We start from the raw sequence: 18752 nt of genomic DNA on the forward strand, positions 1-18752 counted from the left end.
GTCAATGCCCCTGCCATCAGGGGCGAGGTTTCGCCACCTGATATAGTCCGGATTTGCCGACGCCGGAGCGTTCGATCCGGAAACGCAAGGTTTTAGAAAGGCGCCACGGTCCGCCGGCGTCTAGCAGAGCTCCGACAGCTCGCCGCCGGGCAGCTGGAACTCGAACGTGTTCAGCGTCATCGACACCATGGTGTAGTAGCCGCAGAGGCCGATCACCTCGACCAGGCCGCGCTGGCTCAGCACCTCGACCGCCTCGTCATACAGTGCCTTCGGCAGGCCGTGACCTTCGTGCAGCGCCTTGGCGACGTCGTAGATCACCCTGGCCTTGGGATCGTCGAACGTCGGCGTCCGGCGCACGCGAATGTCCTCGATGATCTTCGGGTCGAGGCCGCCCTTCAGCGCCAGGCGCTTGTGGGCATACCATTCGTAATGCGCGGTCCAGTGCCGCGCGGTGACGAGGATCGCGATCTCCGACAGCTTTGGGGAAAAGATCGTGTCGAAGCGCAGCACCTCGCCGAGCCGCGTCGCATGCCGTGCCATCTCCGGGCTGTTCAGCCAGGCCATCATCGGCGCCGGTGGCGCGCCGCGCTTGCCGGCGATCGACTCGTCGTAGGTTTCTTTCTGGGCGGCGTTCATTTCGCTAGGCGAAAGCAGCTTCAGCCGCATGTCCGTTTCCTCTTGTTTTTCAAGCGTTACCCCATCTCGGCGATACACCCGATCGCGCGCAGTGAGTAGCGACGCCAGAGCATGGCGCGGCCGCGAGGCATATTGAATTCGGCGGCTGCGTAGGTCTAAGGTCGAATCCAATTCGACGATTTTTTGACTGGAAACGCACCATGGCCGACCTCGAGAAATTCCGCGCGGAGACCCGCGCCTGGCTGGAGCAGAATTGCCCGGCGGAGATGCGCAAGCCGATGACCTCGGATGGCGACACCTTCTGGGGTGGCCGTAACACGAAATTCTCGTCCGAGGCGCAGCGCGTCTGGTTCGAGCGGATGTGCGACAAGGGCTGGACCGTGCCGCATTGGCCGAAGGAATATGGCGGCGGAGGCCTCGACGGCGAGGAGGCCAAGATCGTGCGCCAGGAGATGGCTGCGATCGGCGCGCGTCAGCCGCTGACCTCGTTCGGCATCTCCATGCTGGGACCGGCGCTGCTGAAATACGGCACCGAGGAGCAGAAGAAGGAGCATCTGCCGAAGATCACCGCGGGCCTGATCCGCTGGTGCCAGGGCTATTCCGAGCCGAATGCCGGCTCCGACCTCGCCTCGCTGCAGACCCGCGCGGTCGGCGACGGCGACGATTACATCATCAACGGCCAGAAGATCTGGACGTCCTACGCCAACTACGCCGACTGGATCTTCTGCCTGGTGCGCACCGATCCGGCGGCGAAGAAGCATGACGGCATCAGCTTCATCCTGTTCGACATGACCTCGAAGGGCGTGTCGACCAAGCCGATCCTCCTGATCTCGGGCTATTCGCCGTTCTGCGAAACCTTCTTTGACAATGTTCGCGTGCCGAAGTCGCATGTCGTCGGATCAGTCAATCGCGGCTGGGATGTCGCGAAATATCTGCTGCAGCACGAGCGCGCGATGATCTCCGGCATGGGCGAGCGCGGCGTCGGTCGTCCGCTCGGCCAGATCGCCGCCGACTCGGTCGGTGCGGACGCGCAGGGCAAGCTCGATGACGCGCAGCTGCGCAGCCAGATCGCGAGCTTCGAGGTCGACGAGGCCGCGCTCGCTGCCGCCGCCGAGCGCGCGGTCGATCTCGCCAAGGCCGGGCAATCGCATCCGGCGTTCTCCTCGGCGATGAAATATTACGGCACCGAGCTCAACAAGCGCCGCTATGAGATCCTGATGTCGGCCGGCGGCATCGATGCGCTGGAATGGGAGAGCGACCGCTCCAAAGGCGGCGCCCGCCCGCGCGCCTGGCTGCGCACCAAGGCCAATTCGATCGAGGGCGGCACCTCGGAGGTGATGCTCGGCATCGTCGCCAAGCGCATCCTCGATTTGCCGGGCGCGTGATCGCTGCACCGTCGTTCCGGGGCGTCGCGAAGCGGCGAACCCTAATGCGCAGTTGCGCATTGTGGAACCTCGAGATTCCGGGTTCGATGCTCTCGCATCGCCCCGGAATGACGAACTCAGACCGTTGCTTAGAACGTTAGATCGGATTTCCTATGGCCCTCGTCCTCACCGAAGAACAATCCATGCTGCGCGACAGTGCGCGCGGCCTTATCAGCGACAAGGCGCCGGTGGCGCATCTGCGCGGTCTGCGCGATGCCAAGGATGCCACCGGCTTCTCGCGCGAGCTCTGGAAGACATTTGCGGAGATGGGCTTCTCCGGCCTCCTGGTGCCGGACCAGTTCGGCGGTAGCGGGCTCGGCTGCGTCGAGGCCGGCATCGTCATGGAGGAGATCGGCCGCACCTTGATGCCGTCGCCGTTCCTCGCGACCTCGGTGCTCGCCGCCTCGGCGCTGTCGCGCGGCGGCAGCGAGGCGCAGAAGGCGCAGCATCTGCCGAAGATCGCCGACGGCTCGCTGCTGGCGGCGCTCGCGATCGATGAGGGCGCCAAGCATCGCCCGCTGCAGACCAAGTTGCAGGCCACGCGCTCCGGCAACGGCTTCAAGCTGTCGGGCGACAAGGCCTTCGTGCTCGACGGCCACACCGCCGACCTCCTGATCGTCGCGGCGCGCACGGCCGGCAGCGCCGGCGACAAGAACGGGCTGACGCTGTTCCTGGTCGATCCGAAGGCGAAGGGGCTCGCGGTCGAGCGCACCGCGATGGTCGATTCGCACAACGCGGCGCGCATCGTGTTCGACAATGTCGAGGTCAACGCCGACAGCGTGCTCGGCGAAGTCGATCAGGGCTTTGGGTTGCTCGAGGGCGTGCTCAATATCGGCCGCGGCGCGGTGGCGTCCGAAATGGTCGGCCTCTCCGACGAGGTGTTCGGCCGCACCGTGGCCTATCTGAAGGAGCGCAAGCAGTTCGGCAAGGCGATCGGCGAATTCCAGGCGCTGCAGCACCGTGCCGCGCAGCTCTACATCGATATCGAGATTACGCGCGCCGCTGTGTTGAAGGCGCTGCAGGCGCTCGACACGGACATCGACAAGGCGGCCACCGCGGTCGCGGTGGCAAAGGCCCGCGCCGGCACCACTGCGACGCTGGCCGTGCAGGAGGGCGTGCAGATGCATGGCGGCATGGGCATGACCGACCAGTTCGACATCGGCTTCTTCATGAAGCGCGCCCGCGTCTGCCAGGAGCTGTTCGGCGACAGCAACTTCCACACCGACCAGCTGGCGAGCGGCAAGGGGTATTGATCTTCGCCGCGTCATTGTTGCTACGCAACACGCTGTCATCGCCCGGCTCGCCGCCTTCGCTCAAGCTTCGGCGCGCCTGAAAGCGAAAGCCTCGTCGAAGCCTTGGCGTAGACGGGACCGGGCGTTCCAGTATTCCAGAGACGTCGGCGCTTGAGCCGAGAAGCCGCGGCGTACTGGATCACCCGCTTTCGCGCGGGTGATGACAGCGGTGAGGGCGGCTTGGCATAGGCTCGTCATTGCGAGCGAAGCGAAGCAATCCATCTCTCCACTTGTGGCGAAATGGATTGCTTCGCTTCGCTCGCAATGACGATGGAGAGTCTACCGGATCGGCGGCGCGTACTGGACGCCGCCGGCGTTCCAGAGCTGGTTCATGCCGCGCGGGATCTTCAGCTTGGAGTCGGCGCCGACGTTGCGGTCGTAGACCTCGCCGTAATTGCCGACATGGCGGATGATGCGCACCGCCCAGTCCTTGGTCAGACCGAGATCCTCGCCATAGCTGCCCTCGGTGCCGACCAGCCGCATCACCTCCGGCTTCTTCGACTTCAGCGCCTCGTCGATGTTCTTCGAGGTGATGCCGAGCTCTTCGGCGTTGATCATGGCGTACAGCGTCCACTTCACGATCATCATCCAGTCGTCGTCGCGCAAGCGCACCACCGGCGCCAGCGGCTCCTTGGAGATGATGTCGGCGAGGATCGTGTGGTCGCTCGGCTTGGCGAGGTTGAGCCGCAGCGCATAGAGCTGCGAGGCGTCCGATGTTAGCGTATCGCACTGGCCGGAGTTGTAGGCGTTCACGACGTCGTCCAGCTTGTCGAACTTCATCTCCGTGTACTTCATGTTGTTGGCACGGAAATAGTCGGCGAGATTGAGCTGCGTCGTGGTGTTGGCCTGCACGCAGACCTTGCTGCCGTTCAGGTCGAGCGCGGAATCGATGTTGCGCGAGCGTGGCAGCATGAAGCCCTGGCCGTCATAATAGGCGACCGCGGGGAAATAGAGGTCGTAATTGGTCTCGCGCGACATGCTCCAGGTGGAGTTGCGCGAGAGGATGTCGACCTTGCGGTTCTGCAGCTCCTTGAAACGCTCGCTGGCGTCGAGCGGAACGAACTTCGCCTTCGACGGGTCGTCGAAGATCGCCGACGCGACCGCGCGGCAGAAGTCGACGTCGAAGCCGGTCCAGTTACCCTTGTCGTCCGGGATCGAGAAGCCCGGCAGGCCCTTGTTGACGCCGCACAGCACGTCGCCGCGGCGGACGGTGCGCTTCAGCGTGCGGGTGTCGTAACGCTCATAGGTGATGGCGGCGGCCGCAACCAGCGCGGCGATCGCGAGCCCGATCGTCAGGCCGCCTCGAAATGTACGCATGGGTTCTCTCTCGCGAAGGATCGGGGAAATCAGGGCGGATATCGAAGGCGGGTAGAGATCAGAGTTCGGGCTTCTGCCGGATGATCACCTTGGTGCCGACCGGAACGCGGTTGTAGAGATCGGCGACGTCGTTGTTGACCAGGCGGAAGCAGCCGGAGGAAACGGCGGTGCCGATGGTGTCGGGCCGGTTGGTGCCGTGGATGCGGTAGACCGTGGTGCCGAGATACATCGCGCGTGCGCCGAGCGGATTGCCCGGGCCGCCCGCCATGAAGCGCGGCAGATAGGGCTGGCGTGCGATCATTTCCGGCGGCGGCACCCAGTCCGGCCACTCGGCCTTGCGGGTGATGCTCACCAGGCCCTGCCATTGAAAGCCTTCGCGGCCGACGCCGATACCGTAGCGGAGCGCGCGGCCATTACCCTGCACCAAATAAAGATGGCGCTCGGCGGTCGCGACGATGATGGTGCCCGGCGCCTCACTGGTCCGGTAATATACGACCTGCTTCTGCCATTCCGGGTCGAGCTCGTAGCCGTCGTCAGCAACAAGGCCGGGCTCGTCGGCGTCCGGGCGGTTTTGGGCGAAACCCTGCGACGTCGACAGCACGAGCGCGCCCGTCGCGATCAACATCCAGACCAGGTGACGAAACTTCGTCATTGAAAGCTCTCCTCGTTGGCACGCGGCCAAATGGTTGCTCCACCCGCAAATCAGGCAGCATCAAATCTCAGCGGCAGCTTGATGGCAAGCTTAGGGCCGCACCACAGGTATATCCCTGTAATGCTTCTGTTTTTTGTCATTGATTGTCGCGGCACGTTGCGCGGGCCGCCTCATTTCGGCGCGATCCAGAGTCGCAAGGCGAACGAGATCAGCGCCACGGTGCCGACGCCGCCGAGCCACAGCGCTGCGAACCACAGCAGGCGCTGACCGAGCGGCCGCTGATTCGAGCCCTCGGGCATCAGTGGTATCCGTGGCCGGGGCGCACCTTGCCGCGGAACACCCAATAGGCCCAGGCGGTGTAGCCGAGGATCAGCGGCACCAGGATCGAGACTCCGACCAGCATGAAGACCTGGCTGTTGGTCGGTGCCGCCGCCTGCCAGATCGTGATGCTCTGCGGCACGATGTACGGATACATGCTGATGCCGAGTCCGGCATAGGACAGCGAGAACAGCCCGAGCGTCAGGAAGAACGGCTGGTGGTCGTTCTTGTTGCTCAGCGCGCGCAGCAGCAGTGCGGTGACGGCGGCGACCGCGATCGGCACCGGCGCGGTGAGGATGATGTTGGGCCAGGCGAACCAGCGCTGGGTGTACTGCACGCTGAGGAAAGGCGTCGCGATGCTGACGGCGCCGATTGCGCCCAGCATCGCGACCAACAACATCCAGCTCAGATGATAGGCGCGGTCGCGCAACTCGCCCTCGGTCTTCATCACCAGCCAGGTCGCGCCGAGCAGCGCGTAGCCGATCACCAGCGCGACGCCGGTCAGGACGCTGAACGGCGTCAGCCAATCCCACCAGCCGCCGGCGTATTGGCGGCCCTCGACATGGATGCCCTGCAGGATGGCGCCGAGCGCGATCCCCTGCGCCAGTGTCGCAAGCAGCGAGCCGCCGGCGAAAGCGATATCCCATTTGTTGCGCGCCTTCTGGGTCCGCCAGCGGAATTCGAAGGCGACGCCGCGGAACACGAGGCCGAGCAGCATCGCGATCATCGGCGTGTAGAGCGCCGGCATCAGCACCGCATAGGCCAGCGGAAACGCCGCCATCATGCCGCCGCCGCCGAGCACCAGCCAGGTCTCGTTGCCGTCCCACACCGGCGCCACCGTGTTCATGATGACGTCGCGGTCGGTCTTTTGCGGAAACAGTGGGAACAGGATGCCGAGGCCGAGATCGAAGCCGTCCATCACGACATAGACGAACACGGCAAAGGCGATGATGAAGGCCCAGATCGTGGCGAGATCGATCATCGCGCGCCCTCCACGGCTGCGCCCGCCGCCGGCGTGATGCCGGCCGCGCGGGCCGGAAGATCCTTCGTCGGGCCTTGCTCGCCGGGATGCGGCGGCTGCGCCATCAGCCGCAGGATGTAGATCACGCCCGCGGTGAACACGGCGAAATAGACGATGATGAAGGCGATCAGCGACGAGCCCACCGCGGGCGCCGCCAGCGGCGACGCCGAATCGGCGGTCCGCAGCAGCCCGTAGACCGTGAACGGTTGCCGCCCGGTCTCCGTGGTGATCCAGCCCGCGAGCACCGCGATGAAGCCGGCGGGGCCCATCAGCACGGCGAAGCGATGCAGCAGCGACGACTGGTACATCATCCCCCGCCAGCGCATCAAAAGGCTGAGCAGGCCGAGCCCCATGATCAGGAAGCCGAGGCCGACCATGATGCGGAACGACCAGAAGGTGATTGGCACCGGCGGCCAGTTCTCGCGCGGCACGGGTGTCGAGGCCGGCCAGCGGCGCGTCGAGCGAATGCTTCAGGATCAGCGACGACAGTTTCGGCACCTCGATCGCATACTTCACCTTCGCTTCACGCTGGTCGGGCCAGCCGAACAGGATCAGCGGCGCGCCGTCCTTGTGGCTCTGGTAATGCCCTTCCATCGCCATCACCTTGGCGGGCTGGTGCTCCAGCGTGTTGAGGCCGTGCTGGTCGCCGGCGAGGATCTGGATCGGCGCCACGAGGGTGGCCATCCACATCGCCATCGAAAACATCACGCGCGCTCCCGCCAGATGCTGGTCGCGCAGCAGATGCCAGGCGCCGACCGCGCCGACCACGAGCGAGGTGGTAAGGTACGCCGCCAGCACCATGTGCACGAGGCGATAGGGGAACGACGGATTGAAGATCACCTTGAGCCAGTCGGCGGCGACGAACTGGCCATCGGCGTTGACGGCGTGGCCGGTCGGTGTCTGCATCCAGGAATTGGCCGACAGAATCCAGAACGCCGAGATCAGCGTGCCGATCGCGACCATCAGCGTCGCCACGAAGTGCAGCCTGGGGCCGACGCGTTCGAGCCCGAACAGCATCACGCCGAGGAAGCCGGCTTCCAGGAAGAATGCGGTCAGCACCTCATAGGCCATCATCGGGCCGATCACCGGCCCGGTCTTGTCGGCAAAGGACGACCAGTTGGTGCCGAACTGGTAGGACATCACGATGCCCGAGACCACGCCCATGCCGAACGCGACCGCGAAGATCTTCAGCCAGTAATTGAACAGGTTGATGTAGACCTCGCGCCTGGTGGCAAGCCACAGCGCTTCCAGCACCGCGAGATAGCTCGCAAGCCCGATCGAGAATGCGGGAAACACGATGTGGAACGACATCGTGAAAGCGAATTGCGCGCGGGCGAGTACGACCGCATCCCAGCCTTCGAACATTACGCACCATCCGTCGTCGACCTGGCGTGGACCTTACCACGTCAGCTGTGACGACAAAGAGGGCGGATTGTCCGACTGGAGCGGGTTGAGTTTTGGCTGGATCGCCTTGGTGCGGTCCCGGTTCACCTCTCCCCGTCGGGGAGAGGTGAGCTTTCGACGCCGTTCCAGCTCAACCTGATTTCATCAGGCTTTAGCTGTTGGCGTTGAGCAGCCGCGCGACGGTGCGGTCGATCTCGTCGTACTGTCCCTCGCCGGCGTGCTGGAACACGATCTTGCCGTTCTGGTCGATCACGTATTGCGCCGGCCAATACTGGTTGCGGTAGGCGTTCCAGGTCTGCGAATTGTTGTCCTGCGCCACCGGATAGAGGATGCCGTGCCGCTTCAGCGCCGCCTGCACGTTGGAGGCCGAATGCTCGAACGGGAATTCCGGCGTGTGGACCCCGATCACGACGAGGCCGCGATCCCGGTACTTCGAATAGAGCTGGGTGACGTGCGGCAGCGTGTTGACGCAGTTGACGCAGCCATAGGTCCAGAAATCCACCAGCACGACCTTGCCGCGCAGGTCGGCGAGCTTCAGTGGCTGCGAATTGAACCAGTTGCTGATGCCGACGATTTCGGGCGCGGTCTGGCTCTGTCCGGTCGTCATGGCGATCGCCCGCGGCACTGGCTGTGCCGGCGCGTCTGACTCGGTGCAGAGGCCGGGAATGACGGCGCCGCCGAGGCCAAGGCCCGTAACCAGAGCGGATACGGCAATCAAGCGCAGGGACATCGATATCTCCTTTGGGCTTACAGGCCGATCTGGCCGTTGGGATAGAACTGGGTCAGCCACGCCACGATCAGCGTGTCGTATTGCAGGTAGGACAGCGCGGCGAATGCGACGATCACGACGCCGAAGCCCTGCTGCAGGCGCGGCGCGATCCGCGCCATGCTGCGCGCGCGCGTGGTGACGGCCTGTCCGCCATAGGCAATCGCAAGCATCGGGATCGCGGCGCCGATCGCGTAGGTGACGAGCTGCAGGCTCGCCCACGCGGTGTCCTTCGAGGTCGCGACGATGGTCAGGATCGAGCCGAGCACGGGGCCGGCGCACGGCGTCCACACCAGGCCGAGCGTAGAGCCGAGCACGAAGCCGCCGAACAGGCTTTGCGACGGCGCGGCATGACCGAGGCTGCCCCCTTGTTTGGACGTGTTTTCTTGACGCGAACCGGTATCCACTTCGCTCGAAAACGCTTTGGTAGCGCCGGTGAGCCGGATCGACAGCCATTCGAACGGCGCCGGCCAGATCATCAGGAGGCCGAAGCCCGCGAGCAGCACGGCCGCGCCGGTCCGCAGCACGTTCGGATCGAAATCGAAGGCGCGCGTGATCGCGCTCAGCAGCAATGCCACCGCAGAGAATGACATCACGAAACCGAGCGCGATCATCGCGGGCCGCGCCTTGCCGGTCTGGCCTATCGATACCCCGAGCAGGATCGGCAGCATCGGCAGGGTGCAAGGGGCGGCGACGGTGGCGACACCGGCAAGCAGGGCAAGGGCAAGGCTGAGCATCGTCATCCGTCCATCAGAGCCCCGGCGCGCCAGAGGGCCGTGCCGGGTACGCCTGATGTTCTTCGCGAGGACGGTTTGGCCGTTACGGCGGGCCGGTCGCGGGCCGCGTCACGTCTGTGTGAGGCGAGGTGCACTCGGCTTCACGACGTCGCGCCAAATACAGAGCGACCCGGCTGGGGGGCATCCCGGCCGGGTCGTTGGAGGCTACTTGGGAGGTTAGAACGAAGAGGTATCGAAATCGGTTCAGTGGATTGGAGTTGGGGTTGCGTCGTTGGATATAGGTATAGAGGTCGCGTTTTTCCGGGTGATGTCGTCGATTGTTTCAATTGTTTCGTCGCCTGAATTTTTCGGCTTCGTGGACAATTGCCCGGGTCGCGTGATTTCCCTTTAAGATATTGAATTTGCAGTCTTTTATGCGGCGACGCTATCCACGCCGGCACCCCGCAGGAGGTCGGCGAGCTGCTTGCGGGCATAGAACATGCGGGTCTTCACCGTGCTCTGCGGGATCCCGATGATCTGCCCGGCCTCCTCGACCGACTTCTCATGGTAGTAGACCAGATTGATGATCTCGCGGTGAGCCGGCGACAGCTTGGCCACGCAGGCGCGGAGGATCTCGCTGGTGGTGGCGCGATCGAGCGAGGTTTCCGGCGTGTCGGCGCCGTCGGCGATCTCCAGCACGTCGTCCTGGTCGATGTCCTCATGCTTGCGCTGGCGTAGCGCGGTCAGCGCCTTGAAGCGGGCGATCGAGAGCAGCCAGGTCGAGACCTGCGAGCGGCCCTCGAATTGGGCCGCGGTGCGCCAGACGTCCAGGAACACCTGGCTCACCAGGTCCTCGGCCATCGTGGTGTCGCGCACCATGCGGAGCACGAAGCGGTAAACCCGGACGTTATGACGGGAATAGAGCGTGTGCATCGAGGTGCGGTTATTCTTGGCGATACGCGCGAGCAGCATTTCATCCGAGGTCGCGCGAGCAGCGTCGATATGCTTCGTGGCTGCAGAGTTGATGGCGATGACGTTCGGCATGACAGGCTCCCAGTTCGCCGTTGGGCGGCGGTTCGTTGGGAGAATTGTTAGTTACGGCCCGTTTCCGGATGTCTGCGCGAAAAGCGGAAAATGGTTTCGTGAACGGGAGAATTGTTTCGTCGCCGGCCCGACGACGAAACATTCGGGACCAAAAAGCCAATAATTTCAATGCGAGGAAAATTCGAACGGCCGGATTCCCGCCGTCGGAACGAATCCGGCTGTTATGACTTCTGGCACTGTCGGGGCTTATTCGGCCGCCTGCAGCGAGGGCGCCGCCTTTTTCGGGGCAATCCAGAACGCATCGGGCCGTTCGAACAGGAAATTGGCCCGCGCCGCCAGCGCCAGCCGCCAGATCACGAGCGAGCCGGCGACGCCGACCGCGGTCACGATCAGCGAGATCAGGCCGATGTCGTGGATGACGCCGAAGCGCAGCAGAAGGGTGCGTGACGCCGCCATCGGCAGGAAGAAGGCGAGATAGATCACGATCGAATGCTCGCCGCAGAAGCGCAGGAAGCCAAGCCAGTGCGCGCGCGCCAGCAGCGTGCCGGTCACGATGATCGCGCAGGCGCCGGCAAAGCCGAGTGCCAGCGAGACGACCGGCCATTCGCTCACCTCGAGCGCAACCAGGCCGCCATTGATCAGCGCCCAGAGCCCAAGCCCGAGCAGGGCAAGCGCAGGCCGTGCCCGCGCGCGGTCCGAGAGCGCGAACACGTAATCGGCGAGGACATAGCCGGTGTAGAAGTAGACGAAGCGGGAGCAGAACTCGTCGATCACGGTCCAGCCGGTCGCGACATGCGCGGTCTCCAGCGCTGCTGCGATCAGCCAGATCACGAGCGGGTGGACGTTGCGCGCGAGCTTGGTGACGACGAAGAAGATCGGCAGCAGATAGATGAACCACAGCGTGCCGAACGGCTCGATGAAGGATTCGAGGTATTGCAGTCCAACCTGGGGCCAACCGGTCTCGGCGGCCAGCGACGGCGCCTTGAAGCCGAACTGGATCGTCACCCAGAGCACGTAGAAATAGGCGAAGTGCATCACCTTGCGGTCGAGATAGGTGCGCCAGTCGCGATCGATCACGACCGACAGGAACAGGCCCGAGATCAGGAAGAAGTCCGGCATCCGGAACGGCTTCGCGAACATCACGACGTAGTGCATGAAGCCGGTCTGGTCGGCGGCCTTCTCGACCCCCAGCACCGAATGCATCATCACGACCATGATGATGCAGATGCCCTTGGCATAGTCGACCCAGTCGACGCGTCCGCTCGCGCGCGGGCCGGAACGATCTGTCGCAGCGGCTGTGCCGTTCGTGGTCATCTTTGTCTCGTTCCGGCGTGATCGTGCCTATCATCGGCCCGATCGGTTGCTTTCTCCTTTATTGATACAAATGGTGTGCCACCAAACCGGACCTTTCCGCGGGTTTCCCGTAGCCGGCGAATGGTCTAAGAGGCCGTGGAATCCAAGAGAAGAGACCGTTTGTTAACCATGGGACGCACCGGCCCGAGCGCCGCTGCGATGATGAGAATCCTTGCCGCGCCAATTCGATAGTCCGCTGCCGATCGACGCCGTGCTCGACGAGCTCGATCGCACGCTCGAGGGCCACAACGCCGCGGTGCTGGTGGCGCCGCCGGGCGCCGGCAAGACCACGCGCGTGCCGTTGGCGTTGCTCGATGCACCCTGGGCGAGGGGCAAGAAGATCATCGTGCTGGAGCCGCGCCGCATCGCCGCGCGCGCCAGCGCGGAGCGGATGGCGAAGACGCTCGGCGAGCGTGCCGGCGAGACCGTCGGCTATCGCGTGCGCTTCGGCTCGAAAGTGTCGCGCGCGACTCGGATCGAGGTCGTCACCGAAGGCATCTTCTCGCGCCAGATCCTCGACGATCCCGAGCTCAACGGCATCGCCGCGGTGCTGTTCGACGAATTCCATGAGCGCTCGCTCGATGCCGATCTCGGGCTGGCGCTGGCGCGCGACGCGCAGACCGGCCTGCGCGAGGATCTGCGGATCCTCGTGATGTCGGCAACGCTCGACGGTGCACGCGTCGGAAAACTGCTCGGCGACGCGCCGGTGGTCGAAAGTGAGGGGCGCGCCTTTCCGGTCGAGACCCGTTACGTCGGCCGCAAGGTCGACGCGCCGCTGGAGCGGCAGATGGCCGAGACGATCGCGACCGCGCTGCGTGCCGATGCCGGCTCGGTGCTTGCCTTCCTGCCGGGCGCCGCCGAGATCCGCCGCACCCAGACCTTCCTCACTGAGCGTGTGCACGACGCCTCTGTCGAGATCGTGCCGCTGTTCGGCGCGCTCGATGCCAGCGTGCAGGATCGCGCCATCGCGCCGGCGCCGAAGGGCACCCGCAAGGTGGTGCTGGCGACCTCGATCGCCGAGACCTCGCTGACCATCGAGGGCGTCCGCATTGTGGTGGACTCTGGCCTTGCGCGGGTGCCGCGCTACGAGCCAGACATTGCATTGACGCGGCTCGAGACCGTGCGGGCGTCGCGCGCCGCGGTCGATCAGCGGCGCGGCCGCGCCGGCCGCATCGAGCCCGGCGTCTGCTACCGGCTCTGGGACGAGCCGCAGACCGCGTCGCTGCCGGCCTACACCGCGCCCGAAATCCTCTCCGCCGATCTGTCCTCGCTGGTGCTCGACCTCGCGCAATGGGGCGTCAGCGATCCCGCGGGCCTTGCCTTCCTCGATCCACCGCCGGGACCGGCGCTGAAGGAAGCCAGATCGCTGCTGTCGGAGCTCGGGGCGCTCGACGGTGATGGCCGCATTACAGAGGAAGGGCAGAGCCTGCGCGCGCTGGCGCTGCCGCCGCGGCTGGCGCGCATGATCGTGGATTCCGCCCGCTTCGGTATGGGCGAGGAGGCGGCCGAGATCGCCGCGGTTCTGACCGAGCGCGGGCTCGGCGGCGACAGTGTCGATCTCGACGTCAGGCTCGACCAGTTCCGCCGCGACCGTTCGCAGCGCGCATCGAGCGCCCGCAGCATGGCGGCGCGCTGGGCCGCGCAGGTGAAGTCGGCGGTCGGCGAAGCGAAAGATCTCTCCATCGGCGTCATGCTGGCCTTCGCATTCCCGGATCGGGTCGCCAGGAACCGCGGCAATGGCAGCTTCGTGCTGGCCAACGGCCGCGGCGCCGCCGTCGAGCAGACCGCGGCGCTGGCGCGGCTGCCTTATATCGCGGTTGCCGAATTGACCGGCACGGCGGCGAGCGGCCGCATCCTGCTGGCGGCGCCGATCACCCAGGAGGAGATCGAGCAGCGTTTCGCCGACCAGGTCGAGAACGTGGAAGAGGTGACGTTCGACCGCGGCGCGATGGCGCTGCGCGCGCGGCGCCGGCGTTCGCTGCACGCGATCACGCTGTCGGAAGCACCGATGTCGCTGTCGCCCTCGGCCGAGACCGCGCGCGTCTTCGCCGACGGGCTCATCGCGGCCGGGCTCGACCGGTTGCCGTGGTCGAAGCACTCCAAGCAATGGCGCGACCGTGTCATGTTCCTGCGCAAGGCCGAGGACGAGAGCTGGCCCGATCTGTCCGACACCGCGCTCGCCGCGCGTGCCGACGACTGGCTGGTGCCGGCGCTCTACGACAAGACCGCGCTGAAGGACCTGTCCGCCGGCGACCTGTCGGACGCGCTGATGGCGTTGCTGCCGTGGGAATTGCGCGCGCGGCTCGATCGCGAGGCGCCGACGCATTTCGAGGCGCCGACCGGAACGCAGCTCGCGATCGATTACGAGGCCGAGCAGGGCCCGACCATCGCGGTGCGGCTGCAGGAGCTGTTCGGGCTCAACACCCATCCCTCGATCGCCAAGGGCGCGGTGCCGCTGGTGCTGGAACTGCTGTCGCCGGCACAGCGGCCGGTGCAGGTGACGCGCGATCTGCCCGGCTTCTGGCGCGGCAGTTACGCTGCGGTGCGTTCCGACCTGCGCGGCCGCTATCCGCGCCATCCCTGGCCGGAAGATCCCGCCAGCGCGATGCCGACCAGGCGCGTGAAACCGCGCGGCACGTGACGGGTCGCGAATCTCATGCATCGCCGTCATTGCGAGGAGCGATAGCGACGAAGTAATCCATCGTTCCGCGCATGCCGCACGATGGATTGCTTCGCTTCGCTCGCAATGACGGGCATAGACCCGCACCATCCGGGACGTAACGCTGGCGAGCGTCCGCAAACGATGGTTAGATTTGCACGCTGGGATGGGATCACGGGCTCGCAGTTTGGGGAGGTCACCGTGGAGATCAAGAACGCATCGCCGTCGCTGTACAACGAAGACCTGGCGCCGGCCAAGGAACGCAACTGGGGCGCCTTCAGCATCTTCAACGTCTGGACCTCGGACGTGCACAGCCTGTGGGGCTATTACCTCGCCGCCAGCCTGTTCCTGCTCTGCGGCAGTTTCGTCAATTTCATCCTCGCGATCGGCGTCGGGTCGCTGGTGATCTTCGTGCTGATGAGCCTGATCGGCAATGCCGGCGTGAAGACCGGCGTGCCCTATCCGGTGCTGGCGCGCGCCTCGTTCGGGGTCTGGGGCGCCAACATTCCGGCGCTGGTCCGCGCTGTCGTCGCCTGCTTCTGGTACGGCGCGCAGACTGCGGCGGCCTCGGGCGCGATCGTTGCGCTGCTGACGCGCATCGACAGCTTCAAGGCGTTCCACCAGTCCAGCCATATGCTCGGCCATTCCACGCTCGAGGTGATCTGCTTCGTCGTGATCTGGGCGCTGCAGCTCCTGATCATCCAGCGCGGCATGGAAACGGTGCGGCGCTTCCAGGACTGGGCGGGACCTGCGGTGTGGTTGATGATGCTGATCCTTGCGATCTATCTGTGCATCGCGGCCGGCGGCATCTCGCTCACCGCGCCGATCCCGCAGGACGTGCTGCTGGAGAAGACCAAGGAGGCTGGCGTACCCGGCGTGCCCGGCTCGTTCCCGGCGCTGTGCGCCGTCGCCGCGACCTGGATCACCTATTTCGCCGCGCTCTATCTCAACTTCTGCGACTTCTCGCGCTATGCGCCCGATGCAGCCGCGCTGCGCAAGGGCAATATCTGGGGCCTGCCGGTCAATCTGATCCTGTTCTCGCTGGTCGCCGGCGTCACCACGATCGCGGCGTTCAACGTCTATCACGAGGTGCTGCTGCATCCCGACCAGATTTCGGCGAAGTTCGACAGCTGGTTCCTGGCGCTGCTCGCGGCGGTCACCTTCGCGGTGGCGACGCTCGGCATCAACGTCGTCGCCAATTTCGTCTCGCCGGCGTTCGATTTCTCGAACGTGTTTCCGCGGCATATCGACTTCAAAAAGGGCGGCTATATCGCGGCGCTGATCGCGCTGGCGCTGTATCCGTTCGCGCCCTGGGAGGGCAGCGCCGCCTCGTTCGTCGGGCTGATCGGCGCGACGATGGGACCGATCTTCGGCGTCATGATGGTCGACTATTACCTGATCGCCAAAGGCCGTGTGAACGTGCCGGCGCTGTATCAGGAGAACGGCGAATATCGCTTTCAGAACGGCTGGAACGTCAGCGCGCTGATCGCCGCCGGCATCGGCGCGCTGTTCTCGTCGGTGCTGCCGAACTTCACCTCAATCCTTCCGGCGTGGTGGGCGGTCTATGGCTGGTTCTTCGGTGTCGGGATCGCGGGCACGGTCTATTACGCGCTGCGCGTTGCGATGCCGAGCCCGGTCGCCAGGACGGCCTGAGAGACGGCCTGAGGGCCGGAAATTGCGGCCCTCGTGGGCGACCGACGTCATTCGGCCGCCCCTTGGGGCTCGCATTAACCCTTCGCTCATCCTTTTCGCCAAAATGGCAGGCTCGTGCCGCCGCCCTCGCTCGCGGCGGGGCGGGCGGCGTGGTGAAATTGCGTGTTCGGTTTTCCGAGTATGGTGTCATGCGTAACCTGATGATTTTCGCGGCCATCCTGATCGGGCTGGGCACCTTCATGGCTCAGATGGCCAGCAAGATGTCGCCCGCCGCCGCGACCACCACAAAGCAGACCATGGCCCCAGCCGTCACGGTGGCGCAGGCCAGCGCCCGCACGCTCAGTATTGCGCCCGATCCTCGCGGTCACTTCGCGACCGACGGCCGGATCGACGGCCAGCGCATCAACTTCATGGTCGACACCGGCGCCTCGGTGGTAGCCCTGAACGAAACGTCCGCGGCACGCTTCGGCCTGCGTCCGGTGCCGGGCGATTACACCTCGCGCGTCACCACTGCCAACGGCACCATCAAGGCCGCGCGCGCCCGCATCGCCATGATCGAGATCGGCGGCCTCACCGTGCGCGACGTCGATGCCCTGGTGCTGCCCGACGAGGCGCTGTCGGAAAACCTGCTCGGCCTGTCCTTCCTGTCGAAGCTGAAGCGCTTCGAATATGCCAACGGCAAATTGTTGCTGGAGCAGTAAGGCCGATTGGCATCAAAGCCTATCCAAGTCTTCCGCCGGATGTCTTCCTCCGTGATGCGCATCGTCTCCTCAGAACGGCAGAAATTCCGCCGAAACTGAGGAAGGCGGACACACGAGTCGCCGCGAGGGAATTCAGTGCGCTGCTTGTTCACATTTTGGGAATGAGAGCGTAGTCGAGTCGATCTTCGCGACGGCGCGGCATTTGCGCCAGACGTTCGCGGGCAACGTCAGACCTGAGGCGCTTTCGCAGAGCGTCGCGCCGATCTCCCGGCGTGCTCACTGTAAATCCCTACTGCACTCTCTGATATAGCCGGGCGGGTCGTCGACATTCGGGCAGCGCACGACCTGAACGCAAAAGACTTCATCACCGTGTTTGAATATCGAGACTTTTAAACGCTCGCCTCTCTCCGTCGGTTTCCCGGTAATAGCTATGCCTAGGCCGGCATCGTCACCCGATAGCGACACCTCATCTTCCCCAAAAGGAAAAACGGATAGACACTCTTTCGGCACATCAATCCATTGCCCATTGTGTTCAATGCGCATCGACCGTTCCAAGCCTACCCCAAACCCCTTCTTTTCCAGGTTTCGGTCGCAAACTGCCTTGAGGGTGCGAAGTTCGATCTTCGCAAGATCCCCGCCTTGTTGATTTTTGAAAGTCAAAGTCACGACACCGGCTTACACCAGGGGCCCGAGTTTGCCTTGCATACCGTTGAATTGGCGAGCAGAAGGCATAAGGCTCCGGCGAGCACGAACATTTTCATCGGCATGACTCAATATTTGTATCGATTCCAATCAGGCATTCTCGACCCCGTTGGCTTGCCGTGAAGCCAATACAGATAGCTCCCATCCCAAGATCCAACCCACGCTCGATAATCCGGAGTTTTCTGCGAATAAGCCTTCGCATTGTCTAGATCTCCATCAATCTCGTGCTGATCATCCCAGTGCATGTGCCGACGTGCCACCGCACCGCTGTCGCCAAACCCCACACCACCGCCAGCGCTCCGTCTTGGAATCCGCGCGCTATCTGATCGTAGTAATATAGTCCGCCGCGCTTATGAATTTCCACGCCCAGTTCCGGGATAAAACCCCTGCTCTTGGTCTCTTCCGGGTAATATTGGGCACCAAGGTCTATCATTTCCTTACGGGCAGCGTCCCATGCGCGCTCCGCGCTCTCGAAACCGATCCCCGCATTGCGGCTCGGAAAGTCGCCACCTTCGGCGCCGCCAAAGCGCTTGATGCCAGCGACGCCACCCGATCCGCTGGGGCTGTTGCCAGTCGCCGGCCCGTTGACGCCGGGCTGACCGGTTGCTGTCGCAGGCTGCTGCAGCTGGGGTTGCGCTGGTTGAGTCGGTGTCGGCGGCTGCTGAATCTGCGCCTGTTGAGTTACGCCATCCGCGGCGAACGGGTCGTGGTCAACGGGAACGAGCGAGTAGTCATCGAAATCCGGCTGATGGTCCACCGGCACCAGAAAGTAATCAGGCATTGATCATCACCTACAGATATTGCGGGCATCTGCGGGCGAGCGCGTGCGGCGCGCCTCGCGGAGAGTGCTGGGTTGGCTTTAGATGTTTGAAGCCAAGTGCTTGAAGGATGGCTTGCGCAATGGCGCGGAAGTGTCGCTTCCGGTTCGGCTTGCAAATCGTCTTCGCCGGACGCCCGCCTGTCGGCGGGGGCGGCCTTGGCCGTCAGCCAGTTCGGCTCGCTGCGGTGGCCGATTTCGGCGCGCTGCTGGGTCGGAGCGATTAGCGGTCAAGCAGCGCGTAGGGCGCAACAGCGCGGCGTATTGCGCCGGCGTG

The 18752-nt window shown here is 64.6% G+C and carries 16 protein-coding genes and 1 pseudogene; 5 read left to right on the forward strand and 12 right to left on the reverse strand.

Annotated elements, in window-relative coordinates; genetic code table 11:
• Positions 1 to 120: 120 nt before the first annotated feature.
• A complete protein-coding gene (locus ACVWZM_RS21065; protein WP_456782856.1) occupies positions 121 to 666 on the reverse strand; it encodes a carboxymuconolactone decarboxylase family protein in 546 nt (181 codons plus the stop codon).
• Between the two features lie 170 nt (positions 667 to 836).
• Between ACVWZM_RS21065 and ACVWZM_RS21070 the strand changes: the two genes are divergently transcribed.
• Complete coding sequence (locus tag ACVWZM_RS21070) at positions 837 to 2021, forward strand: acyl-CoA dehydrogenase family protein (protein WP_456854555.1); 1185 nt, start codon at positions 837 to 839, stop codon at positions 2019 to 2021.
• 152 nt (positions 2022 to 2173) lie between these two features.
• Positions 2174 to 3313, forward strand: a complete 1140-nt coding sequence (locus ACVWZM_RS21075; RefSeq protein WP_456782855.1) for an acyl-CoA dehydrogenase family protein — start codon at positions 2174 to 2176, stop codon at positions 3311 to 3313.
• Positions 3314 to 3631: 318 nt separating this feature from the next.
• Here ACVWZM_RS21075 and ACVWZM_RS21080 read toward each other — a convergent pair whose 3' ends face one another.
• The 9 genes and pseudogenes from ACVWZM_RS21080 to ACVWZM_RS21120 form a co-directional block, all read right to left on the reverse strand.
• Complete coding sequence (locus ACVWZM_RS21080) at positions 3632 to 4669, reverse strand: amino acid ABC transporter substrate-binding protein (protein ID WP_141339963.1); 1038 nt, start codon at positions 4667 to 4669, stop codon at positions 3632 to 3634.
• Between the two features lie 58 nt (positions 4670 to 4727).
• Positions 4728 to 5321, reverse strand: a complete 594-nt coding sequence (locus ACVWZM_RS21085; RefSeq protein WP_057018994.1) for a L,D-transpeptidase — start codon at positions 5319 to 5321, stop codon at positions 4728 to 4730.
• Between the two features lie 170 nt (positions 5322 to 5491).
• Positions 5492 to 5620 (reverse strand): DUF2474 domain-containing protein, encoded by a 129-nt coding sequence (locus ACVWZM_RS21090; protein ID WP_156436394.1) that lies wholly within the window; start codon positions 5618 to 5620, stop codon positions 5492 to 5494.
• The gene (gene cydB / locus ACVWZM_RS21095) at positions 5620 to 6621 is read right to left on the reverse strand and encodes a cytochrome d ubiquinol oxidase subunit II (RefSeq protein ID WP_456854557.1); all 1002 of its coding nucleotides are present in this window, start codon (positions 6619 to 6621) and stop codon (positions 5620 to 5622) included. The genes ACVWZM_RS21090 and cydB overlap by 1 nt, the downstream gene beginning before the upstream one ends.
• A gap of 155 nt (positions 6622 to 6776) precedes the next feature.
• Positions 6777 to 8025, reverse strand: a pseudogene (locus ACVWZM_RS21100) (cytochrome ubiquinol oxidase subunit I); the annotation flags it as partial.
• Between the two features lie 190 nt (positions 8026 to 8215).
• Positions 8216 to 8794: a thioredoxin family protein gene (locus ACVWZM_RS21105; RefSeq protein WP_310881109.1), complete on the reverse strand. Its 579-nt coding sequence runs from the start codon at positions 8792 to 8794 to the stop codon at positions 8216 to 8218.
• A 17-nt stretch (positions 8795 to 8811) separates the two neighbouring features.
• On the reverse strand, positions 8812 to 9567 hold the full coding sequence (locus tag ACVWZM_RS21110) for a cytochrome c biogenesis CcdA family protein (RefSeq protein WP_076834956.1): 756 nt from the start codon (positions 9565 to 9567) through the stop codon (positions 8812 to 8814).
• Between the two features lie 411 nt (positions 9568 to 9978).
• Positions 9979 to 10590, reverse strand: a complete 612-nt coding sequence (locus tag ACVWZM_RS21115; RefSeq protein ID WP_456854559.1) for a sigma-70 family RNA polymerase sigma factor — start codon at positions 10588 to 10590, stop codon at positions 9979 to 9981.
• A gap of 246 nt (positions 10591 to 10836) precedes the next feature.
• Entirely contained in the window at positions 10837 to 11904 is a 1068-nt protein-coding gene (locus ACVWZM_RS21120; RefSeq protein ID WP_456854561.1) for an acyltransferase family protein, read from the reverse strand.
• A 211-nt stretch (positions 11905 to 12115) separates the two neighbouring features.
• Between ACVWZM_RS21120 and hrpB the strand changes: the two genes are divergently transcribed.
• From hrpB to ACVWZM_RS21135, 3 genes are all read left to right on the forward strand, one after another.
• Positions 12116 to 14584, forward strand: a complete 2469-nt coding sequence (gene hrpB, locus ACVWZM_RS21125) for an ATP-dependent helicase HrpB (protein WP_456854563.1) — start codon at positions 12116 to 12118, stop codon at positions 14582 to 14584.
• A 219-nt stretch (positions 14585 to 14803) separates the two neighbouring features.
• A complete protein-coding gene (locus tag ACVWZM_RS21130) occupies positions 14804 to 16255 on the forward strand; it encodes an NCS1 family nucleobase:cation symporter-1 (protein WP_456854565.1) in 1452 nt (483 codons plus the stop codon).
• A 188-nt stretch (positions 16256 to 16443) separates the two neighbouring features.
• A complete protein-coding gene (locus tag ACVWZM_RS21135) occupies positions 16444 to 16956 on the forward strand; it encodes a TIGR02281 family clan AA aspartic protease (RefSeq protein WP_092078840.1) in 513 nt (170 codons plus the stop codon).
• Between the two features lie 276 nt (positions 16957 to 17232).
• Here the strand turns inward: ACVWZM_RS21135 and ACVWZM_RS21140 are convergent, their stop codons facing one another.
• Both ACVWZM_RS21140 and ACVWZM_RS21145 read right to left on the reverse strand, forming a co-directional pair.
• A complete protein-coding gene (locus ACVWZM_RS21140) occupies positions 17233 to 17622 on the reverse strand; it encodes a hypothetical protein (RefSeq protein ID WP_456854567.1) in 390 nt (129 codons plus the stop codon).
• A gap of 241 nt (positions 17623 to 17863) precedes the next feature.
• Positions 17864 to 18439, reverse strand: a complete 576-nt coding sequence (locus ACVWZM_RS21145) for a hypothetical protein (RefSeq protein ID WP_456854568.1) — start codon at positions 18437 to 18439, stop codon at positions 17864 to 17866.
• Positions 18440 to 18752: the final 313 nt, after the last annotated feature.

It is taken from the genome of Bradyrhizobium sp. USDA 4501, from assembly GCF_054062115.1.